General features: G+C 48.5%; 14 protein-coding genes and 1 pseudogene. 12 read left to right on the top strand and 3 right to left on the bottom strand.

From position 1 onward, the window contains the following. Positions 1 to 210: 210 nt before the first annotated feature. Entirely contained in the window at positions 211 to 1,800 is a 1,590-nt protein-coding gene (locus tag QQ055_RS04335) for a peptide ligase PGM1-related protein (RefSeq protein WP_283361991.1), read from the top strand. A 32-nt stretch (positions 1,801 to 1,832) separates the two neighbouring features. Here QQ055_RS04335 and QQ055_RS04330 read toward each other — a convergent pair whose 3' ends face one another. Beyond that, positions 1,833 to 3,701, bottom strand: a complete 1,869-nt coding sequence (locus tag QQ055_RS04330) for a VWA domain-containing protein (RefSeq protein ID WP_286004277.1) — start codon at positions 3,699 to 3,701, stop codon at positions 1,833 to 1,835. A gap of 358 nt (positions 3,702 to 4,059) precedes the next feature. On the opposite strand from QQ055_RS04330, the gene QQ055_RS04325 reads away from it, so the two are divergent. From QQ055_RS04325 to QQ055_RS04315, 3 genes are all read left to right on the top strand, one after another. After that, on the top strand, positions 4,060 to 4,677 hold the full coding sequence (locus QQ055_RS04325; RefSeq protein ID WP_069965240.1) for a CP12 domain-containing protein: 618 nt from the start codon (positions 4,060 to 4,062) through the stop codon (positions 4,675 to 4,677). A gap of 324 nt (positions 4,678 to 5,001) precedes the next feature. Continuing rightward, complete coding sequence (locus tag QQ055_RS04320) at positions 5,002 to 5,811, top strand: pentapeptide repeat-containing protein (protein ID WP_069965202.1); 810 nt, start codon at positions 5,002 to 5,004, stop codon at positions 5,809 to 5,811. Between the two features lie 168 nt (positions 5,812 to 5,979). Next, positions 5,980 to 6,651, top strand: coding sequence for a fasciclin domain-containing protein (locus QQ055_RS04315; RefSeq protein ID WP_283361993.1), 672 nt, complete (start codon positions 5,980 to 5,982; stop codon positions 6,649 to 6,651). Between the two features lie 108 nt (positions 6,652 to 6,759). Here QQ055_RS04315 and QQ055_RS04310 read toward each other — a convergent pair. Beyond that, positions 6,760 to 7,235: pseudogene (locus QQ055_RS04310) on the bottom strand (CRR6 family NdhI maturation factor). 215 nt (positions 7,236 to 7,450) lie between these two features. On the opposite strand from QQ055_RS04310, the gene QQ055_RS04305 reads away from it, so the two are divergent. The 4 genes from QQ055_RS04305 to QQ055_RS04290 all read left to right on the top strand — a co-directional run bounded on the left by QQ055_RS04305 (position 7,451) and on the right by QQ055_RS04290 (position 10,081). After that, positions 7,451 to 7,909, top strand: a complete 459-nt coding sequence (locus QQ055_RS04305) for a Fur family transcriptional regulator (RefSeq protein WP_283361994.1) — start codon at positions 7,451 to 7,453, stop codon at positions 7,907 to 7,909. Positions 7,910 to 8,286: 377 nt separating this feature from the next. Further along, positions 8,287 to 8,892: a (2Fe-2S) ferredoxin domain-containing protein gene (locus QQ055_RS04300; RefSeq protein ID WP_069965198.1), complete on the top strand. Its 606-nt coding sequence runs from the start codon at positions 8,287 to 8,289 to the stop codon at positions 8,890 to 8,892. 147 nt (positions 8,893 to 9,039) lie between these two features. Next, positions 9,040 to 9,327 (top strand): hypothetical protein, encoded by a 288-nt coding sequence (locus QQ055_RS04295; protein WP_286004276.1) that lies wholly within the window; start codon positions 9,040 to 9,042, stop codon positions 9,325 to 9,327. Positions 9,328 to 9,412: 85 nt separating this feature from the next. Further along, complete coding sequence (locus tag QQ055_RS04290; protein ID WP_286004275.1) at positions 9,413 to 10,081, top strand: S-layer homology domain-containing protein; 669 nt, start codon at positions 9,413 to 9,415, stop codon at positions 10,079 to 10,081. A gap of 77 nt (positions 10,082 to 10,158) precedes the next feature. Here the strand turns inward: QQ055_RS04290 and QQ055_RS04285 are convergent, their stop codons facing one another. After that, positions 10,159 to 11,265 carry a FecR family protein gene (locus QQ055_RS04285; RefSeq protein ID WP_286004274.1) on the bottom strand — a complete coding sequence of 369 codons (1,107 nt, stop codon included), beginning with the start codon at positions 11,263 to 11,265 and terminating at the stop codon, positions 10,159 to 10,161. Positions 11,266 to 11,503: 238 nt separating this feature from the next. Here QQ055_RS04285 and QQ055_RS04280 point away from each other — a divergent pair, with 238 nt between their 5' ends. From QQ055_RS04280 to QQ055_RS04265, 4 genes are all read left to right on the top strand, one after another. Continuing rightward, positions 11,504 to 14,317: a CHAT domain-containing tetratricopeptide repeat protein gene (locus QQ055_RS04280; protein ID WP_286004273.1), complete on the top strand. Its 2,814-nt coding sequence runs from the start codon at positions 11,504 to 11,506 to the stop codon at positions 14,315 to 14,317. 120 nt (positions 14,318 to 14,437) lie between these two features. Further along, positions 14,438 to 15,190, top strand: a complete 753-nt coding sequence (locus QQ055_RS04275) for a DUF928 domain-containing protein (protein WP_284474393.1) — start codon at positions 14,438 to 14,440, stop codon at positions 15,188 to 15,190. A gap of 69 nt (positions 15,191 to 15,259) precedes the next feature. Next, positions 15,260 to 17,491 carry a CHASE2 domain-containing protein gene (locus tag QQ055_RS04270; protein WP_284474392.1) on the top strand — a complete coding sequence of 744 codons (2,232 nt, stop codon included), beginning with the start codon at positions 15,260 to 15,262 and terminating at the stop codon, positions 17,489 to 17,491. 33 nt (positions 17,492 to 17,524) lie between these two features. After that, positions 17,525 to 18,313: an MBL fold metallo-hydrolase gene (locus tag QQ055_RS04265; protein ID WP_284474391.1), complete on the top strand. Its 789-nt coding sequence runs from the start codon at positions 17,525 to 17,527 to the stop codon at positions 18,311 to 18,313. Positions 18,314 to 18,333 lie beyond the last annotated feature (20 nt).

Below are 18,333 nucleotides of genomic sequence, written 5' to 3'. Positions count from 1 at the left end.
CGGCTAGAGTTCCCTATTCCTAGGCTTCCCTCAAATTAGGTCTAATTTGACGCATTTAATAAACGCAAAAGAGTTTCTGGGGAAATCTGTCAAGAAAATTAACTTCTTCTTCAGCTTTGTGGCAGGCTAAAAGTTGTATCTCCAGGACGATTCAAGAAAACGGGAAAATCGCAGTAAGATAACGTTAAACCAGCGCGTGAGATCCAAGGGATGCAAACATTAGATCCAACAATTTCGCTACAGAAAGAACAATTTCGCGAACTGCAATCTCAGTTGCGCGATTACTGGCAAACCGTCGATCTATTTGACGTTGACGATCGCGATTTGCTGGTCATTCCTTCTGTCAGTCTCGATCAACGGGAGTTGGTAAAGATTCAAGGCGTTCTACATTATGAAGAACGGTTACTTTTTTCTCTGATTCGCTTACGCAATCCTCGGACGCGAGTCATTTACGTAACAGCACAACCTTTGCCCCCGATCGTTATTGATTATTATTTACAATTATTACCCGGAATTCCCTTTTCTCACGCCCGCGATCGCCTGCTTTTATTTTCAACCTACGATACCTCCCGCAAATCCCTCTCGCAAAAGATTTTAGAAAGACCCCGGTTAATGGAACGCATCCGCCAAGCTTTACGGCCGGATAAGTCCTATATGGTGTGTTACAACTCCACACCTTGGGAACGAGAAATTTCGGTTCGCTTAAATGTTCCCCTCCTCGCCGTCGATCCCGACCTACTCCACTGGGGAACTAAAGCGGGAAGTCGCCAAATTTTTGCAGAATCAGGCGTTCCTCATCCCGATGGTAGTCCTTGTGTTTTTAGTGAAGAAGATTTAGCAGAAGCGGCGGCTGAATTATGGGAACGTCACTCCAATTTACAGCGGATGGTAGTTAAGCTGAATGAAGGGTTTTCGGGAGAGGGAAATGCAATTTTAGACCTAAGACCGCTTCAGGAAGTAGCCCCCGATGCAGCTAGCCATCAAGCTAGAGTTAATACCCTGAAAAATCAGTTTCATCACCTACATTTTCAATCGGAAACGGAAACCTGGGAAAATTTTGGCGGACGGGTACCTGAATTAGGGGCAATTGTTGAAGCGTTTATTGAAGGTCAAGAAAAGCGATCGCCAAGCGTTCAAGGCTATATTACCCCGAAAGGATCGGTGGAAATTCTCTCAACTCACGATCAAATTTTAGGGGGGCGCGATGGACAGATTTATCTAGGCTGTCATTTTCCCGCCTATGAGGGATATCGGATGCAACTGCAAGAATATGGTCGGCGGGTGGGACAGAATCTTGCAAAAAAAGGGGCTTTAGAACGCTTCTCGGTAGATTTCATTGCGGTGAACGACTCCGGAAGCTGGGAATTGCAAGCCATTGAAATTAATTTAAGAAAAGGCGGCACAACTCATCCCTTTATGACTTTAAAATACCTCACAGGTGGGCGTTACGAATCGTCAACGGGTCTGTTTTACACCCAACAAGGTAAGCCAAAATATTATATGGCAACGGATAACCTGCAAAAAGACCGCTATCGTGGCTTGCTTCCCCAAGACTTAATGGATATTATCGCCCATCGGCATTTGCATTTTGATACCGGAACTGAAACGGGAACGGTTTTTCACTTAATGGGTTCAATTTCTGAATTTGGGAAGCTAGGTTTAACCAGTATTGGTGACTCTCTGCAACAGGCTGAGGGGCTTTACAATCAGGTGGTGAATGTCTTAGATGAAGAAACAAAGCCAAATCACAATAGCGAGAGTTGGCCTTCTAAACCTAGCTTGCCCATTCGTTGGAATTGAGGGAAGGATTTAAATTTTTGGCAAATCTTCTTCTAGAGAGAATAATAGGTGGTTTTGGGATAAATCCCGATTAAGCAATCTCCTAGATTAAAGAATAAGCCAGTGCGATCGCGCTGAGTTAAGTTTAAATCGGGAAATTCAGCGCTGAGTTGTTCGGCGGTTTGGGCGGTTGCAACTTGCGAATTGGGTAAAAATCCAGTCGCCCCTACGTATAGAATGAGGGGAGCAATTTTTTCTTGATAAAGTTGCTCAATTTGCTGATGAATTTGAGCTTTGGCAGAAGTTAAAGCTTCAACAAATTGCTCTAGAACTATGGCTTCTCCTTGCCATTTTGCTTGCAAAATTTTAGCCAAATCAATCGCGCCTACGGAGTGAAGTAAAACCACGACTTTTTCGGGATGCGCCAACCCAAAGAAACTGTCAAAAAAGGGTTGCATTAACGTATCAACTGAGGTAATTTTGAGTCTGGAAGAAAGCTCTTTATGGCGAAAAATGACATCAGGCTGGAGAAGGCGATCGCAACTGGGTTTCTCAACAATTTCCCCGGTAGAAGAAACCACCTGTTCGTAGAAGCGCTTCAGAAAGGTATTGGCAGAATAAAGCTTACCTAAAGACAGAATCTCAAGGTTGCCCAATTCAATTTGATAGCGATTTCTGGACGCAACTTGATGCTCTTCTAAAGCAGCCTCTAGATCTAGAAAATCGGAGGTTTTAGGAAAGTTGAAGTAAAGATTGGGGGAAAGATAATGTTCTTGAAGTTCGGCAATCTGTTCGGTAAGATACACCGCAGATTGACCTTTCAAAGTCGCCGAAATTATCCCCAATAGGATTTGTAAGTCAGCAACCTTAGAAAAGGTTTTTTCAAGGTCTGTTGTCGATATTTTATCGGAAACTAAAGGTAAGTCTTGCAATTGAAGTTCATATTCTGAGTGAAAATCAAAGTCATCGGAAGATTGGCTGACGTTGTGCAAAATTCCTGTCGCTTGAATTTTCTGAAAAACTTTGTAGTTACTGAACTTTAACCGCAAACTCTTAATGTTGAGTTCTCCATCTCGAATCAGAGTATAGCTTTGATAGGTTTTAAGATGTTGCGGCAAAATTCCGGCAATTTCAGAAATAGGCAGATTATTTTCAGAATTCAAGAGATGAACGCTTTGAGCAATTTGCAAGTTAACCGTTGCTGAGTAACGGCTAAAGTTGAATGTCCCCATTGGTACATACTGGGTTTGATAAATGGGTTGGGTTTTGAGAGGCGGTTGAACGAGATTTCCTTGGGGATCTCGCGTTCCTACCACTTGTTTAACCCCCGTTCTACAATAATGCGATCGCAGTTCCTGTAAATTCAGAATAATGCTATCTTTGTGCGTTTCGAGTAACTCTAAAAGTTCAATCACGCTAGGTTTTGCCGGAGTGACTTTTGGGCGTACAACTAGCCGACTTTTGAGGCTTTCCGGATGAAAGATCGTTTCTTGCAAAGCTTGCAGCAACTCATAGAAATCATTTTTTGTCAAGGCTTTTGCATACTTTTGTAAGAGAATTGCATCGCCAGTTCCCCACAAAGCCGCCTTTCCCTGATTAAAGTTTCCTTGACTCAAATGTGCATAGGCAAAGGCAAAAACAGCAGGGGTAGAACTGGGCGCGATCGCCTGATATTCTTCCTCTGAAATCCGCTGATATTTATAAACCCAACATGCCGTTGCAGGAATCTGCAATTCTTGAGCAGAACCGACAATCTTCTGGAGATGAGGATCTACAAAAATCTGATACTCGTACTCTCCTTTTAGCGATTCATAAACTGCCGCAGAATCCCCAACTCGCTCGAAACGATCGACCCGATAGTAAGCAATCGGTTGACCCGTCCAATGATTCAGAGTAAACTGAGTAGAATCAGCCAGTCTCATATTTAGATTGCTATCCGAGAAAGACGGCAATAACGATTGATTCATTTTCATCAACTCAATTCAAAAGTGTCAGGAAACGCGATCTTGTAACACCAGCACCTAAAAGTGCGATCGCGCTCAAATCTTCAAATAACAATGGGTCATCTTGGGGGAAATAACCCTTAAATTTCCCCCTCTTCTTGAAAAGCTATCCTATTACAATTATAGCTAGAATTGACTAAATCATCAATATATCTCGATCGACCCTTAAAAATTCTGGAAATTTACAAGAACAGCCCGCAAAAGTAAATTCTAGACGTATGATTGTCCTGGGTATCCTGAAACGAACAAACTGCAATTCACAATGGATAATGGTGCAATGATGATGAAAGCCCAAGACATTATGTCTACCGAGGTGGTAACGATTCGCGGATCTGCAACTGTAGCAGAGGCAGTCACCTTAATGAAACAGCATAATATCCGCACGCTCATCGTCGAGCGGCGTCACGAAACCGACGCCTATGGAATCGTTACAGAAACCGACATTGTTTACAAAGTCGCAGCCTTCGGCAAAGACCCGAAAAAGAGTCGCGTCTACGAAATCATGACCAAGCCCTGCATTGTTGTCAATCCCGACCTGGGTGTTGAATATGTCGCCCGCTTATTTGCCAACACCGGCATCCGCAGAGCGCCTGTCATTCGGGGCGAGCTTCTGGGCATTATTTCCGTCACCGATATCCTACAAAAGAGCGACTTTGCGGAACGTCCCAAAAGCGTACTCCTCGAACAGTCCATCCAACAAGCCATTGAAGAAGCACGTTCCATCTGCGCCAGCAAAGGCGCGAACTCTGCTGAATGCGCTGCCGCCTGGGATGCTGTAGAAGAAATGCAAGCCGAAGCCGCCCACCAACGCGCCGAACGACTTTACAAAACCGCCTTTGAAGTCTATTGCGAGGAAAACCCTGACGCCCCCGAAGCGCGAGTCTACGACAACTAGCACTTCTGAGGAAAGCAACCCCCTTTAACCCTAGCAGTTAGCCCTATTTGAGGATTGAGTTCAGGGCAGATGCGGATGTCCATTAAACTGGTAGTAGAGGACAATGAGTGTCTAGACGATTTGCGAACTCAGTCAAGACCGCAAGTTAACGGTGCATCGTATGCTATCTAATACTGCCTAGTACCGATTGGCGGAAGTTCAAGACGAAACATCTGCTTCGGAGGGAGTTCCAGCTTGTTGATAGCATGGCTCAATTTTCGCCGTACTCTACTAGCCAGTTTTTTTCGCTAACTTACCTAACCTATTAACTTTGAGGCAAAGCCGATGGATGCGTCAGAAATCCTCAGGCGCTATTCTGCGGGGGAACGGGATTTTCATCAGATTTACCTAAACCGCGCAGACTTGCACCAAGCCAACTTGTGCGAAGTGAATCTTGCTCAGGCGCAATTCCACGAAGTCAATCTGAGCGGTGCCAACTTAGGGGGAGCCAAACTCAAAGAAGGATTTTTGATGGGCACTAACTTAAGCGGTGCTAATCTGATTAGCGCAGATTTAAGCGATAGCTGCTTAAGCGGCGCAAACCTCAGCGAAACTAACCTCCGAGGCGCTAATTTGCGAGATGCCAACCTCAATGAAGCCAACCTCAGCGGTGCTAACCTCAGAGGAGCCAACCTCAAGGGCGCAAGTCTCAGCGGTGCCAAGTTAATTGAGACTTCCTTACAAGGCGCTAATTTAGAAGGTGCAATTTTGGCTCATGCCGTTTTAACGCGAGTCATTTTAGATAAAGCCAACTTAACCCACGCCATTCTCAGCGGTGCCTCCTTAGAAGAAGCCACGCTGATTGGAGCCAACTTAAGCCAAACCAATCTTACAGGAGCCTCTCTGAGGCGAGCCAACCTCCGCCAAGCCAGCCTGCGTTCCGCCAACTTGAGTGGCGTCAACCTCCGTTCTGCGGATTTGCGAGAAGCAACCTTATACCGCGCGAATCTTCGTTGGGTCAATCTTCACCAAGCCAACCTGAGCGATGCGGTGTTGATTGATGCCAATTTAAGTCTGGCCAATTTGCAAGATGCCAACTTAACAGGCGCTAACTTGAGCGGTGCCATTATTCCCCAGGGAATGACCCGACCCTAGCCACCAATGCTGCTTTGACTCCTTATTGAAGAAAAATGTTCCATTGTGAGCGAATTGTAGCCTGGAAAACATCTTTCCTGGGGATGAAGCCTTGGGGGGGGTTACTCCTTTAACTTTTATAAAGCAGAGTTTGCACGCTCATCCCAATTCATTTGATAAGGAGCAGCCATGATCGGTTTTAGTCGTCTTCCCAAATTTTTCTTAGTCGGTCTTCTCAGCGTGGGTAGTGCCGTTGCCCTTGCAGCTTGTAACGGCGATACCACCACCACTACCACCACAGACGATACTCCCACTGCCACTACCACAACTGCACCCACTGACCCCACCGCTACAGGCACGCAAACCGCTCCGGGTGCGGGTGTAGGCACTCAAGCCGGAACGGGTGACAATGTGGTTGAAGTTGCCTCGGCTGAAAATAATCTCAGCACCTTTACCCAAGCAGTGGAAGCTGCCGGTTTAACCCAAACCTTAGCAACCGCAGGTCCTTACACTGTGTTTGCGCCGACGAACCAAGCGTTTGATGCTTTACCCCAAGGCACGCTTGACCAATTGCTCCAACCGGAAAATCGGGAAGTTTTGACCCAAATTCTGAGTTACCATGTGGTTCCCGAACAGTTGCCTTCTACTGCAATTTCCTCTGGTAGCGTTGATACGGTTGAAGGCGCGCCTTTGAGCGTTCAAGTCCAACAAGGGACGAACGAAGTTCTGGTTAATGGTGCCAGAGTGGTTCAAGCTGATGTCCAAGCCAGCAATGGGATCATTCACGTCATTGACCAAGTTGTTCTTCCTCCCGACATCCAATCCACTTTAGATGCTCAAGGTCAACAACCTGCTAACTAGGAAAAAATTGTTCTCAAGTGCGGTTTAAAAAGACAATAGGTTTGTAGGGCGAGCATAATATAGCGAGTTTAAGGGGGGTAGAACAGTTCTACCCCCCTTGGTGTTTGTCTAAGCTAGGAGTTCAAAAAAACCATCCTCTATTTCGTAACCTAACATCTGGGTCATGGCTTTTAGGCGAGATTTGCCTTCGATGCCTTGCTGTTGCATCCACTGCGCTAAAACGAAAATTTTGTTCATGACAAAGATTTCTAGGGCTTCTGGGTTAAACTGGATGCCTTCTGTTCGGTTAAATTGATGGGGAACCAACATCGCGACATAGCGCGCGAGTTCTCCGGCTTTCCAGTCGAGCAGAAAGGGGAGCCACGGGTAGGCTGCATCTAAGCGAATAAACCAGAGGCGAATTTCCGGAATCTCTGACAATTCTCGCGGATCTGTTGGATCGCGGGGATAATCGATGGTAAAGGTGAGTTGTTGTTCGGCTGCGAGAATGTCTTGTTTTGTAACAGTTCTTCGATGGCGGTTTGTGCAGGTGACAAAATCAAGTTATGAATGCACTCAGGATTAACAGGAATTGCGATCGCCATTGATTCAGTAGGGGTTTTAACTCACTTAACTCTTCAATTGTGACTTGTCTGTTGTCTTTCCTAAACAGGCAGTGGGGAAATTATGGGAATCGGTCTATAGATAGATGCGGACAGATTACCGAAATCTGAGGTAAAGTGGTAATGAGTTTACTTTAACCGTTTAAAGGAATTTACTTTTGGGTCGCTCAAGTTGAGTTTGTTAAAAATTGCTAGCTATGTATAATCAAACCTCTACAAAACCCATTCGCTCTTTAGAAGATGCGCTAAACCGCTGTCAGATTTTGGGTATGCGTCTGAGTCGGCAGCGCCGATTTATTTTAGAACTGCTCTGGCAGCAGCAACAACACCTGTCTGCTCGCGAAATTTACGACCGTCTGAACCAGGAAGGGAAAGCGATCGGTCATACTTCGGTCTATCAAAACTTAGAAGCGCTTTCCAGTCAAGGGATTATTGAGTGCGTTGAGCGTTCTGACGGTCGTCTTTATGGCAATATCAGCGATTCGCACTCCCATATTAACTGTCTAGATACCCATCAAATTCTAGACGTGCATATTGAATTACCGGCGGATCTGCTCCAGCAAATTGAAGAACAGACTGGGGTAAAGATTACGGATTATCGAATTGACTTTTTCGGTTATCAGTCTACGCCACCGGAACCAGAAGTACCCGCTTAAGGTTCGGTTGAAAGAAATATCTCAATTAAGGGTAACTCCGCAAGAGTTGCCCTTGCTTGTTTTGAGCAAAAACAGATGGCTATTGATTGGCAATAGGCGAAAATTGTTGCAATCTATTGCAAATTGTCAGCAGGATCTCACACGGCGATCGCGCTCTATCGCTTTGGATCGAGCAAAACTGCCCTTATCTCAAGCCTAGCAAGATTTCAACCCTCAGAGGATGGCGATCGCAGTGTGAAAATCGATAGATGCATTTTGCCAAAATATTGCATATAATTCTCAACTAAGAGCGATCGCTCTTTGCTAGAAATTCTAGTTAATCCCCGTACCCGTCTTTTTTCCCTGAAGTTTATTGCAAGCAAGAGAACCCATTAGCCATGAGTCAATTCACCCATACCTTTGGATCGTATTTCCTCCTCGAAGGACGGTTAGCAGGATTTGAACTGAAAGACAATGGCGAACCGCGAGCCTTGCGCCTAGTGACTTCAGAAGGCGAACTGACGATTAAACTCAAAAGCGATTTACGTCACCAGCTCTCCACCAGCCTAGTCGCTGGAGACTGGATTCAAGTTTTAGGGCAGAAAAAATTTAAGCCCAAAACCGGGGAAACCCAACTGAAAGCCAAATTGGTGAAAACCACAGCCCCCAGCCGTTTAGCAGCACCTGCCACCCCAGTTGCCCCCGCCAACCCAAGCAAAGCCTGCATCTTGGTTTGTCAAAAATCAGACTGTTGCAAGAAAGGGGCGCATCAGGTGACTCAAGCCATCGAGTCAGTTTTAGCCCAACAGGGTTTAGACGATCGCATCCAGGTCAAAAAAACAGGATGTTTAAAGAATTGCAAAGCCGGCCCTAACGTCGTCGTCATGCCTGACAAAGCCCGTTATAGCCGCATCCGCCCCCAAGAAGTTCCCACGATGGTTGCCAAACACTTCGCCCCCGCTACATCAGACGAAGCCGTTAGCAACCCCTTACCCGCCCGTTAGATCTCTACCTTGAGTTCGCTTTACAGTCTCCTAAAACCCCCTATGATTTTAGGGGTGGTCTTGCTCAAAATGCGAAGTTGTAGCATGATTCGCATAGCACTACCCAAAAATGGGTGCAATGAATCTGTTAGCGGACAAGGGAGACTGATGAGCAACTTACCAGAACCCAATTCTGACCCTTCTAACAGAAATCCCCTCGGATTTGACGATTGGATAGGTGTTTTAATTGCGTTTGCGACCATTGGCACGATTTTAGGCTGGGCTTTACTCCAGGGCGATCGCCCCGGTGGTTTTCTCGATCGGCCTTTACTTGGAGCCTTACCGGCCGCTTCTCCACAAGCGACCCCACAACCCCTCACGCCTGGGCTTCAAGACCCCCGCACGCCCGCTGTTTCGCCCCAAAGACCCCGCAGCCGTCCCACGCCCCACCGCTGACCCTCGCGCCGCAGTCGTTCCCAGAACGCCAACGCCTGCCGCCACTGCTTCTCCATCGCCAAGGGTGCTGCCTCTTCCCTTGGGAGTGCCAACAACCCCTGAGTCTCCGCGTCCGGCAGTGGTTGCACCCGTTGAGACGACTCCCTCTCCAGAGGTTTCTCCGACTCCCACCCCCATTTCTCAAATCTTTACCGATATTCCCGAAGGCTATTGGGCCGTTCCCTTCATCGCCGCCCTATCGCAACGGGATATTATTGTGGGCTATCGCGATCGCACCTATCGCCCCGATCGACCCGTAACCCGCGCCGAATTTGCTACCATGCTGCAAAGGAGTTTTGTCCCCGATGACGCCCCCACTCCAGAAGCTTACACCGACATTGCACAAGACTATTGGGCGCTAGATTCCATCCGCAGCAGTACCCAAACTGGATTTCTCAGAGGTTATCCCGATCGCACCTTTAGACCGGATCTCCCCATTACCCGCTTGCAAGTGGGTTTAGCCTTAGCCAGCGGGTTGCAATTGCAGCCTCCCCAGAACCCCCAAGAAACCCTAGGGCAGTTTGAGGACGCCGGAGAAATTCCCGAATATGCAAGACCGGCGATCGCTGCTGCCACTCAAGCGGGTATTCTGGTCAATTATCCCGAACCCAACCGCTTTAACCCTCAACAAGAGGCAACTCGCGCTGAAGTGGCGGCGATGCTGTACCAAGCCTTAGTTAATGCCGGTCAAGCAGAACCCCTAGAACCGCAATAGAGGCTCTAATCGAATTTGGAAATTGTGAAGTCCGAGTGCTTTAAATTCCCCCTGACTCCGGGGAATCGCGCCGAATTTTATACGCGATTTCCTAGCGAGTAATAATCGTATAGTGACGTTCGCGACGCCGGCCCTCGAACTACCACCCTGAGACGACCTCCCACGGGTTCAACATAACTATTAAAAGAACCATCAGGATTGGTAGGAACGGGACGATTATTCACAAACACCGTATCCATTGGATCGACTTGACCCGATAGGCGGACGCTATTGACCCCCACGCGAGTCGCATTAATGACGCGCAACGTTGACAAGCGCGGCGTTTCAATGGCTGCCGTGGGAGGCTGACCGGGACTAATTGTAGAAGAAAAACCTGGATTGACCAAGACTTCAAACTCTTCTGCATTGGCCCCCACTGCCCCATCAAGGGTACTGACGCCAGTTTTGCCAGTGGGCCCCACGTTCACGCCAAAGGACGTACCGCGCACGCCAGCAACCCCCGCTGGAGTGCGAACGCGTAAGGGGGAAGTTGTGGCTGAAGCGGTTTGTTGCGAAGCTTGGGCTAATTCATCAGCAAAAGCGACTCGCGGATCGAGACTAGCAATTTCCCACGATTGATTCTCCTCGCCAGCACTGCGGAGGAAACCTTGAGAGACAAAGCGGGAAATAGACAGGCGAACTCGACCTTCTGTAACAAATAATTCGCTAATCGGTGCGGTTCCTCCCGTGAGGACTTCAACGCGCACCGTCGTATTTTCAGCCAGTTCTGCAACGCCAATATTGCTATCAAAGCGCAATCGGGCGGTGGAACCGGGGCCTGTGGTAATCGTATCGCCGATCGCGCTGAGGCGATCGCCCACTTGAGCGACTCGACCATTAATGGTAACGGTTCCCCGCAGTTCTTCAACCGTTAAACCGCGAGCGATGGGAACCTGTGCGAGTTCAATATTTTGGCTGCTAGCAAGGGGTTCAGGGGCAAAGCGTTCTGGCAAGGCCATTGACTGCATCCACTGATGCGCTACAGTAACGCTATCTTCAACTTGCGCCTGGGCGATCGGCATTTGCTCAAAAGGGCTTGCCATTACCGAGGCGGGAGTTACCATACAGGGTGCAGTCAGTGCCGCTACAGATAAACTCAATTGAGCAAGTTGGCAAGCTGACGGATAAGACGGAAATTTAGTCATGTTTGCTCTGGTGTCCTGCTAAAGCCAAAACACCACCTATTTTCGCGCTGATATTTGGCAAATCAGGACATCAATCATATCACTTCTCAATCGGTTTGCTGCGATTTTGAGGCACTTTTGTCGGTTTTCAGAGGTCTGACACACTCAGAAAACTACGATTCAGCTTGAAGCTAAAACTTGCTCGCTTTTGCCAAGATGGATGTTCGATCGAGCTGTCCTTGTTCACCCGCCAGATTTTATGAAGTTCAACGATAGACGCCGACTCTTATTCAACGCTACGCTATTGCTGAGTCTAATTTTGTCACCTCCGCTGGCAAGGGCGGCTGAAACTGAAACAGTTTTTCCGCGCATTTCCCAAACTCTACGGCTTGCCCAAACGCCAGAGGTTAGCGAAGCGGATCGGGCTTTTGAGCGGGGAATTGAGCAATTACAGCAAGGCGAATTGCGAGACGCCATTCCCTCTTTAGAAACTGCGTTTAAACTCTATAACGCTGTTGGAAATGCCGGACAAGCGGCTTTAAGTCTTTCGGGTTTGGGCTTAATCTACAATAGTTTGGGCGAACTGCAACCGGCCCTCAAAGCTTACGAACAAGCCTTACCCCTCTATCGCAGTGCAGGCGATCGCATCGGGGTTGCAGACACGCTCAATCAGATGGGTTTACTCTACAATGCCCTTGGCAATCGCCAACAGGCTCTAGCGGCCTACGAAGAAGCGCTCCCCCTCTACCAAGAGGCTGAAGATCGCGGCGGCGAAGCCTATACCCTCAATAACATGGGCGTAGTTTACAGTGCCTTGGGAGAGTATCAAAGGGCGCTAGATGTCTACAAGCAAGCCTTACCTCTATGGCGCGAAGTGGAAGACCGTCAAGGAGAAGCCACCAGCTTAAATAATATTGGCGTTCTCTATGACAGCTTAGGCGACTTCAACCAAGCCTTAGAATCCTATAACCAAGCTCTCCCCTTATATCAAGCCATCGAAGATATTGCCGGAGTTGCCCGCACCCTCAACAATATCGGCCTATTTTACGATGCCTTGGGAGATTACCAAAAAGCCCTAGAGTCTTACCAACAAGCCTTAGCCCTGTGGCGAGAAGTGGGGGATGCTCGCGGCGAAGCCAGTACCTTAAATAATATCGGTTATGTTTATGCCAACTCAGCCGAATTTCAACAAGCCCTAACCACCTATAACCAAGCCTTAACCCTGTGGCAACAAGCCAGCGATATTGGCGGAGAAGCCAGTACCTTAAATAATCTGGGTTACGTTTATGCCAACTCTGGCGATCTGGTTAGAGCGATCGCCTATTATAATCAAGCCCTGCCCTTAAGACGAGCAGTTGGCGATCGCGCCAAAGAAGCCTTAACCCTATTTAGAATTGCCCAAGTTCAGCGCCAGCAGGGAGAATTTGAGCCAGCCCTCGTACAAATTGAATCCGCCTTAACCATTATTGAAGACCTGCGAACCAAAGTTAGCAGCCAAGAACTCCGCACCTCTTTCTTTGCGTCCAAACAAGACTATTACGAGTTTTATATCGACCTGTTGATGCAACTGCACCAACAAAACCCCACATTGGGGTATGATGCCAAAGCCCTGCAAGCCAGCGAACGAGCCAGAGCGCGATCGCTCCTAGAAATCCTCACCGAAGCCAACGCCGAAATTCGATCGGGAATCGATCCCCAACTCCTCGCGCAACAGCAACAACTCCAGCAACAACTCGGCGCATTAGAAGAAACCCGCATTCAACTCCTCAGCAGCCAGCAGAACTCCGAACAAGCCGCCCAAATCAACCAAAAAATTGAACAACTCGAAACCCAATACGCCACCCTGCAAGCCAACATCCGCCAAATCAGCCCCCGCTACGCCGCCCTAACTCAACCGCAACCCCTCACCCTGGCAGAAATTCAGCAACAAGTCCTCGACTCCGAAACCGTTTTGCTAGAATACTCCCTCGGTCAAGAACGCAGCTATTTGTGGGTGGTGACGCCCACAGAAATCAGCAGCTACGAACTCCCCCCCCGCGCCGAAATCGAACAAGTCGCCCTAGAGTTTCGCAACTTATTAACCATTCCCAGCTTAAGAATTCGCCGCTATCGGACGCAACAAGTCGCCAAAGCCCTCAGCGACTTACTCCTAGCACCCGTTGCCCACAAACTGGGGGACAAACGCTTGCTTGTCGTGAGCGACGGAGCCTTACAATACATCCCCTTTGCAGCCCTAGCCACCCCTGGAACCGGCGACAATGACGAAGACGCCATTCCCCTGATTGTCAATCACGAACTGGTGAGCCTGCCTTCTGCCTCAACCCTGGGGGTGTTGCGCCGAGAACTCGCCGGACGAACGCCCGCCACCAAAGCCCTAGCAGTATTGGCCGATCCAGTATTTGGCTTAAACGACGAGCGGGTGAACCTCTCAACCCACCACGCCAGGGACAAAAATCTCGAACCTTTCCCAACAGAGCAATCTCAACAAGCCTGGAAGCGCTTGCCCTTTACCCGTCAAGAAGCCGAAAAAATTTTAGCCCTCGTCCCCAAATCGCAAAGCCGACGCGCCTTTGGTTTTGCAGCCAGCCGCGATGCGGCCACCAGTCCCCAGTTAGGAGAATACCGCATCGTTCACTTTGCAACCCACGGGATTCTAGATAGTCAGAACCCAGAGCAATCCGGACTCATTCTCTCGCTGGTGGATGAAGGCGGACAGCCCGCCGATGGCTTTTTGCGCTTGCCTGAAATCTTTAACTTAAATCTTCCGGCAGAATTAATCGTGTTGAGTGCTTGCGAAACAGGCTTAGGGCAAGAAATTCGCGGCGAAGGTCTAGTCGGTTTAACCCGTGGTTTTATGTATGCTGGAGCAGCGCGGATCGTGGTGAGTTTGTGGAGCGTCGATGATGAAGCAACAGCTTCGCTGATGGTTGATTTCTATCAGCGGATGTTGCAATCGGGGTTAACGCCGGCGGCGGCTCTGCGACAAGCACAAATTGCCATGTGGGAGCAACAACAGTGGAATGCTCCTTACTACTGGGCTGGATTTACGCTCCAGGGAGAATGGCAACCCTAAGCTAGGGAACTTTGGCTCTCGGCTTTAATTCTTTGAGGATTATCCCTGGCTCAAATTCCCTAAACGACTCGGCTAGCATAAACGCAATCTAAAATTTGCTTGTAAGGAAAGCAACTCTCTATGAGATTTCCCCAATCTTGGCTGTTGTTGAGTTTGCCCATTAGCCTTTTGTTTCCGGCGTGGATGGGATTCGCGGCAGTATCGCCCCAGTTACCGAGTTCGACCCGTGTAGACTCGCGGATAAGTTTAGAGTTTCCCCCGCCACCGAATCGAGGCGCGCCCAGAAGTACGGCGGGGGGAGGCGTGCGCGGTGAGGAAGCTTCCTGTCGCGTGGGAGAAGGGACGCGGTTAACCCCCCTGATTCCCCCAGAAAAGATTGGGATGACAGCGAAGGGTAATCCCACAATTTTTGTATATGTGCCGCAGATGACGGCGACGGAAGCGGAGTTTCTGTTGGTGAACCGTCGGGGGCAAGAAGTTTATGAGGTGAAATTAGCATTACCGACTGCACCGGGCGTGGTGCAAATTCGGCTGCCGGAAAGCGTGAATTTAGAGGTGGGCGTCGATTATTTGTGGCAGTTTTCGGTACTTTGCGATCCGAGCGATCGCACTAGCGATGAGTTTGTGCAAGGCTGGTTGCAACGTCAAGAACTCTCAGCAGAGGCAAAGGCGAGAGTTGAAGCGACAACGGGCCTCAATCGGGCGAAGGTTTATGCCAGCGAGCGCATCTGGCACGAAACCCTAGAAACCCTGGCCGGTTTGCCCCCAGCCGATCGTCGGGAGTGGGAACAATTACTAAAATCGGTGGGACTAGAGGCGATCGCATCTGAGCCGCTGCTGGAGTGTTGCACGTCCCCGGCAAATCCTCGTTAAAAGGGAGGTTTGTACCGATGGCGCAATCGATCGCTTGAAGATGTAGGGGTATCGAGTGATTCAGAATTCATGAGCAAACAACTCAGGCGATTATTGTGGGATTGGCGGGGAGTCTGGCTTGCCACTCCCGCGATCGCAGGATTGGTTTTGAGCGTGCGACTAACGGGTCTATTGCAGTCCTGGGAATGGGCCGCGTATGACCTTTATGTCCGCCTGAGACCCCAACAACCCCGCGACGAACGGATCGTCATTGTGGGGATTGATGAGGGGGATCTGCGGGAACAGGGACAAGCGATTATTCCCGATGCTGTTTACGCCCAACTGATTGAAAAGCTCAAAGCCCAGCAGCCGAGGGCGATTGGTTTAGATGTTTATCGCGATCAGGCGGTAGAACCCGGTCATGCGGAGTTGTTGCAGGTTTTTGCCAATACGCCCAATCTGGTTGGGATTCGTAAGGTCGTGGGCGATCGCGATCGCGAAACGATTCCCGGTCCCCCAGGCTTGGAACGGGTGGGTTCTAACGATTTGATCTTTGATGAAGACAAAACAGTACGGCGCGGGTTATTAACCCTCAATGACGCTGACGGCAATATTATTCCTAGTTTTAGCTTGTACCTGGCCTCGCTCTATCTCGTTCAAGAAGGCATTGCACCGCAGCCTGTTGAGGGGAAAAACTACTGGAAACTGGGAAAAACGACGTTTTTACCCTTCGACGCCAATGACGGCCCTTACGTGCGAGCAGACGCCGGAGGGTATCAGATGATTCTGAATTATCGCGGCCCCAATCTTCATTTTGAAACTGTCTCGATGCGGGATGTGTTAAACGATCGCATTCCGCCCGACTGGGGACGCGATCGGATTATCTTGATTGGCGCGGTGGGCGAAAGTTTTCAAGACCTCTTCTTTACGCCCTATACGCGCACGCCTTCCGAACGGATGGCCGGTGTAGAGGTTCATGCTAATTTTGCCAGTCAGTTTATTAGCGCCGCCTTAGAAGGGCGATCCACGATCCGCACCTGGCCGAATCTTTATGAAGAGTTGTGGGTGCTATTCTGGTCTGGGGTTGGCGCAACCCTCACCTGGACTTGGCGGTATGCCGGAGGGGTTAAGGCAATCTCGCTACGACGAACCGCGATCGCCCTATTGGCTGGGGTTATCCTGTTTGGGAGTACGTTTGCGGCTTTTCTGGCAAGTTGGTGGATTCCCGTGATTCCCCCGGCGCTAGCTTTAGCCGGAAGTGCGATCGCCATTACCGCCTATATTGCCCGTACCGCTGGCGATATCCGCAAAACCTTTGGCCGCTATCTCAGCGATTCTGTGGTCGCCAATTTACTCGAAAGTCCCGAAGGTCTTAAACTGGGCGGACAGCGGCAAAAACTCACGATTCTCACCTCGGATTTACGCGGGTTTACCAGCCTTTCCGAACGGCTTCCTCCCGAAGAAGTGGTCAAAATTCTCAATTTTTACCTGGAATATATGGCCGATGTGATTACCGCGCACCAGGGAACTATTGATGAATTTATGGGAGATGGCATCTTAGTGCTATTTGGCGCACCTACCCAAGGCTCAGACGACGCTGTTCGGGCGGTTGCCTGTGGCGTTGCCATGCAATTAGCGATGATCTCTGTGAATCAAAAAATGACCGAGTGGGATTTACCGCCCCTAGCGATGGGGATTGGCATTCATACGGGGGAAGTCGTGGTTGGCAATATCGGTTCGGAAAAGCGGACGAAATATGGCGTTGTTGGCAATAACGTCAATTTGACCTATCGGATTGAATCCTATACAACGGGCGGTCAAATTTTGATTTCTGAGTCTACCCTGCAAGAGGTGGGTTCGACCATCCGCATCGATGGTTACAAGCAGGTTCAACCCAAAGGGGTGAAACAACCCATCCTGATTTATGAAGTCGGGGGAATTGGCGGCGAGTACAATCTTTTTCTCCCAAAAGAAGAAGAAATTTTTATTTCCCTTCGCTCAGAAATTCCGCTACAATACACAATCTTAGAAGGAAAGCACGTTGGCGAAAATGTTTTTAACGGTCGCTTAGTCGAGCTTTCTGATAAAGGCGCATTAATTCGTTCGAGCCATGCAGGTCTGGAATCCTTACCTTTAATGCTGACGAATATCAAGCTGAACTTAGGCGAGGAGGACAACAAGAGCGAAGATATTTACGCGAAAGTCTTGGAAAAACCCGCACCTTCGAGTAGTTTTTATATTCGCTTTACCGCAAAACCTCCAGAGATTGAAAAGCAACTCGAACAGCTTTATAAATCTCTTCAGTCCCCTCAATCGGAGTAATCCGGCGATTGAAGTCTCTATCCATCTAGCCCCATGACGCAATTAATCTTTTTAGGTTCAGGTTCAGCCTTTACAGTGGGTGCTGATAACTTTCAATCTAATCTCTTGTTAATTAACTCGCAAAATCAGAAATTACTGATTGATTGTGGCACTGATATCCGTTTATCTCTGCACGCAGCCGGATTTTCCCATCGAGATATCACCGACATCTATATTAGTCATCTTCATTCCGATCACTCAGGCGGCTTAGAATACATTGGTTTTGCCACAAAATTTGACCCCAATTGTTCTTCTCCAAATCTCTATATTAGTGAAGATTTAGCAGGGGATTTGTGGGAAAAAACATTAGCGGGTGGCATGGCTTCAATTGAAGGCTCTATTGCTCAATTAAATACCTTTTTTCAGGTCTGTCCGGTTCCCCTTGAGCAATCTTTTCAGTGGTCGGATATTGAATTTAAGCTAGTCCGAGTTAAGCATATTCATAACGGTCAATTTACGGTACCCAGTTATGGATTATTCTTTAAACTGGGTCAAACCAAAGTTTTCTTTACTTCAGATATTCAGTTTGCCCTAGAATGCGTTTGGAACTTGTACGAACAAGCCGATCTCATTTTTCAAGATACAGAAACAGCTAAATATCCCAGTAAAGTACATGCCCACTATCAAGATCTTTGCCAACTTCCAGCCGAAATTAAACGCAAAATGTGGTTATACCACTATCAGCCAGGAGTTTTACCCAATGCAATAGAAGATGGATTTCAGGGCTTTGTCAAACGAGGGCAAATCTTTGATTTTTCTCAAGACTCCCTGCAAATATTATAGCTGTAGCCATCAAGCTGAAC

The organism is Geitlerinema calcuttense NRMC-F 0142, from assembly GCF_030285425.1.
Note: the sequence above shows the minus strand (reverse complement) of the source record. Positions and strands in the feature narration are given on the sequence as shown.

Excerpts from the sequence above, each read along its gene's own strand:
- QQ055_RS04270 (WP_284474392.1), top strand. The coding sequence starts at position 15,260 with ATGAGCAAACAACTCAGGCGATTATTGTGGGATTGGCGGGGAGTCTGG.
- QQ055_RS04300 (WP_069965198.1), top strand. The coding sequence starts at position 8,287 with ATGAGTCAATTCACCCATACCTTTGGATCGTATTTCCTCCTCGAAGGA.
- QQ055_RS04295 (WP_286004276.1), top strand. The coding sequence starts at position 9,040 with ATGAGCAACTTACCAGAACCCAATTCTGACCCTTCTAACAGAAATCCC.
- QQ055_RS04305 (WP_283361994.1), top strand. The coding sequence starts at position 7,451 with ATGTATAATCAAACCTCTACAAAACCCATTCGCTCTTTAGAAGATGCG.
- QQ055_RS04315 (WP_283361993.1), top strand. The coding sequence starts at position 5,980 with ATGATCGGTTTTAGTCGTCTTCCCAAATTTTTCTTAGTCGGTCTTCTC.
- QQ055_RS04265 (WP_284474391.1), top strand. The coding sequence starts at position 17,525 with ATGACGCAATTAATCTTTTTAGGTTCAGGTTCAGCCTTTACAGTGGGT.
- QQ055_RS04330 (WP_286004277.1), bottom strand. The coding sequence starts at position 3,701 with ATGAGACTGGCTGATTCTACTCAGTTTACTCTGAATCATTGGACGGGT.
- QQ055_RS04275 (WP_284474393.1), top strand. The coding sequence starts at position 14,438 with ATGAGATTTCCCCAATCTTGGCTGTTGTTGAGTTTGCCCATTAGCCTT.
- QQ055_RS04320 (WP_069965202.1), top strand. The coding sequence starts at position 5,002 with ATGGATGCGTCAGAAATCCTCAGGCGCTATTCTGCGGGGGAACGGGAT.
- QQ055_RS04325 (WP_069965240.1), top strand. The coding sequence starts at position 4,060 with ATGATGATGAAAGCCCAAGACATTATGTCTACCGAGGTGGTAACGATT.
- QQ055_RS04280 (WP_286004273.1), top strand. The coding sequence starts at position 11,504 with ATGAAGTTCAACGATAGACGCCGACTCTTATTCAACGCTACGCTATTG.
- QQ055_RS04335 (WP_283361991.1), top strand. The coding sequence starts at position 211 with ATGCAAACATTAGATCCAACAATTTCGCTACAGAAAGAACAATTTCGC.
- QQ055_RS04285 (WP_286004274.1), bottom strand. The coding sequence starts at position 11,265 with ATGACTAAATTTCCGTCTTATCCGTCAGCTTGCCAACTTGCTCAATTG.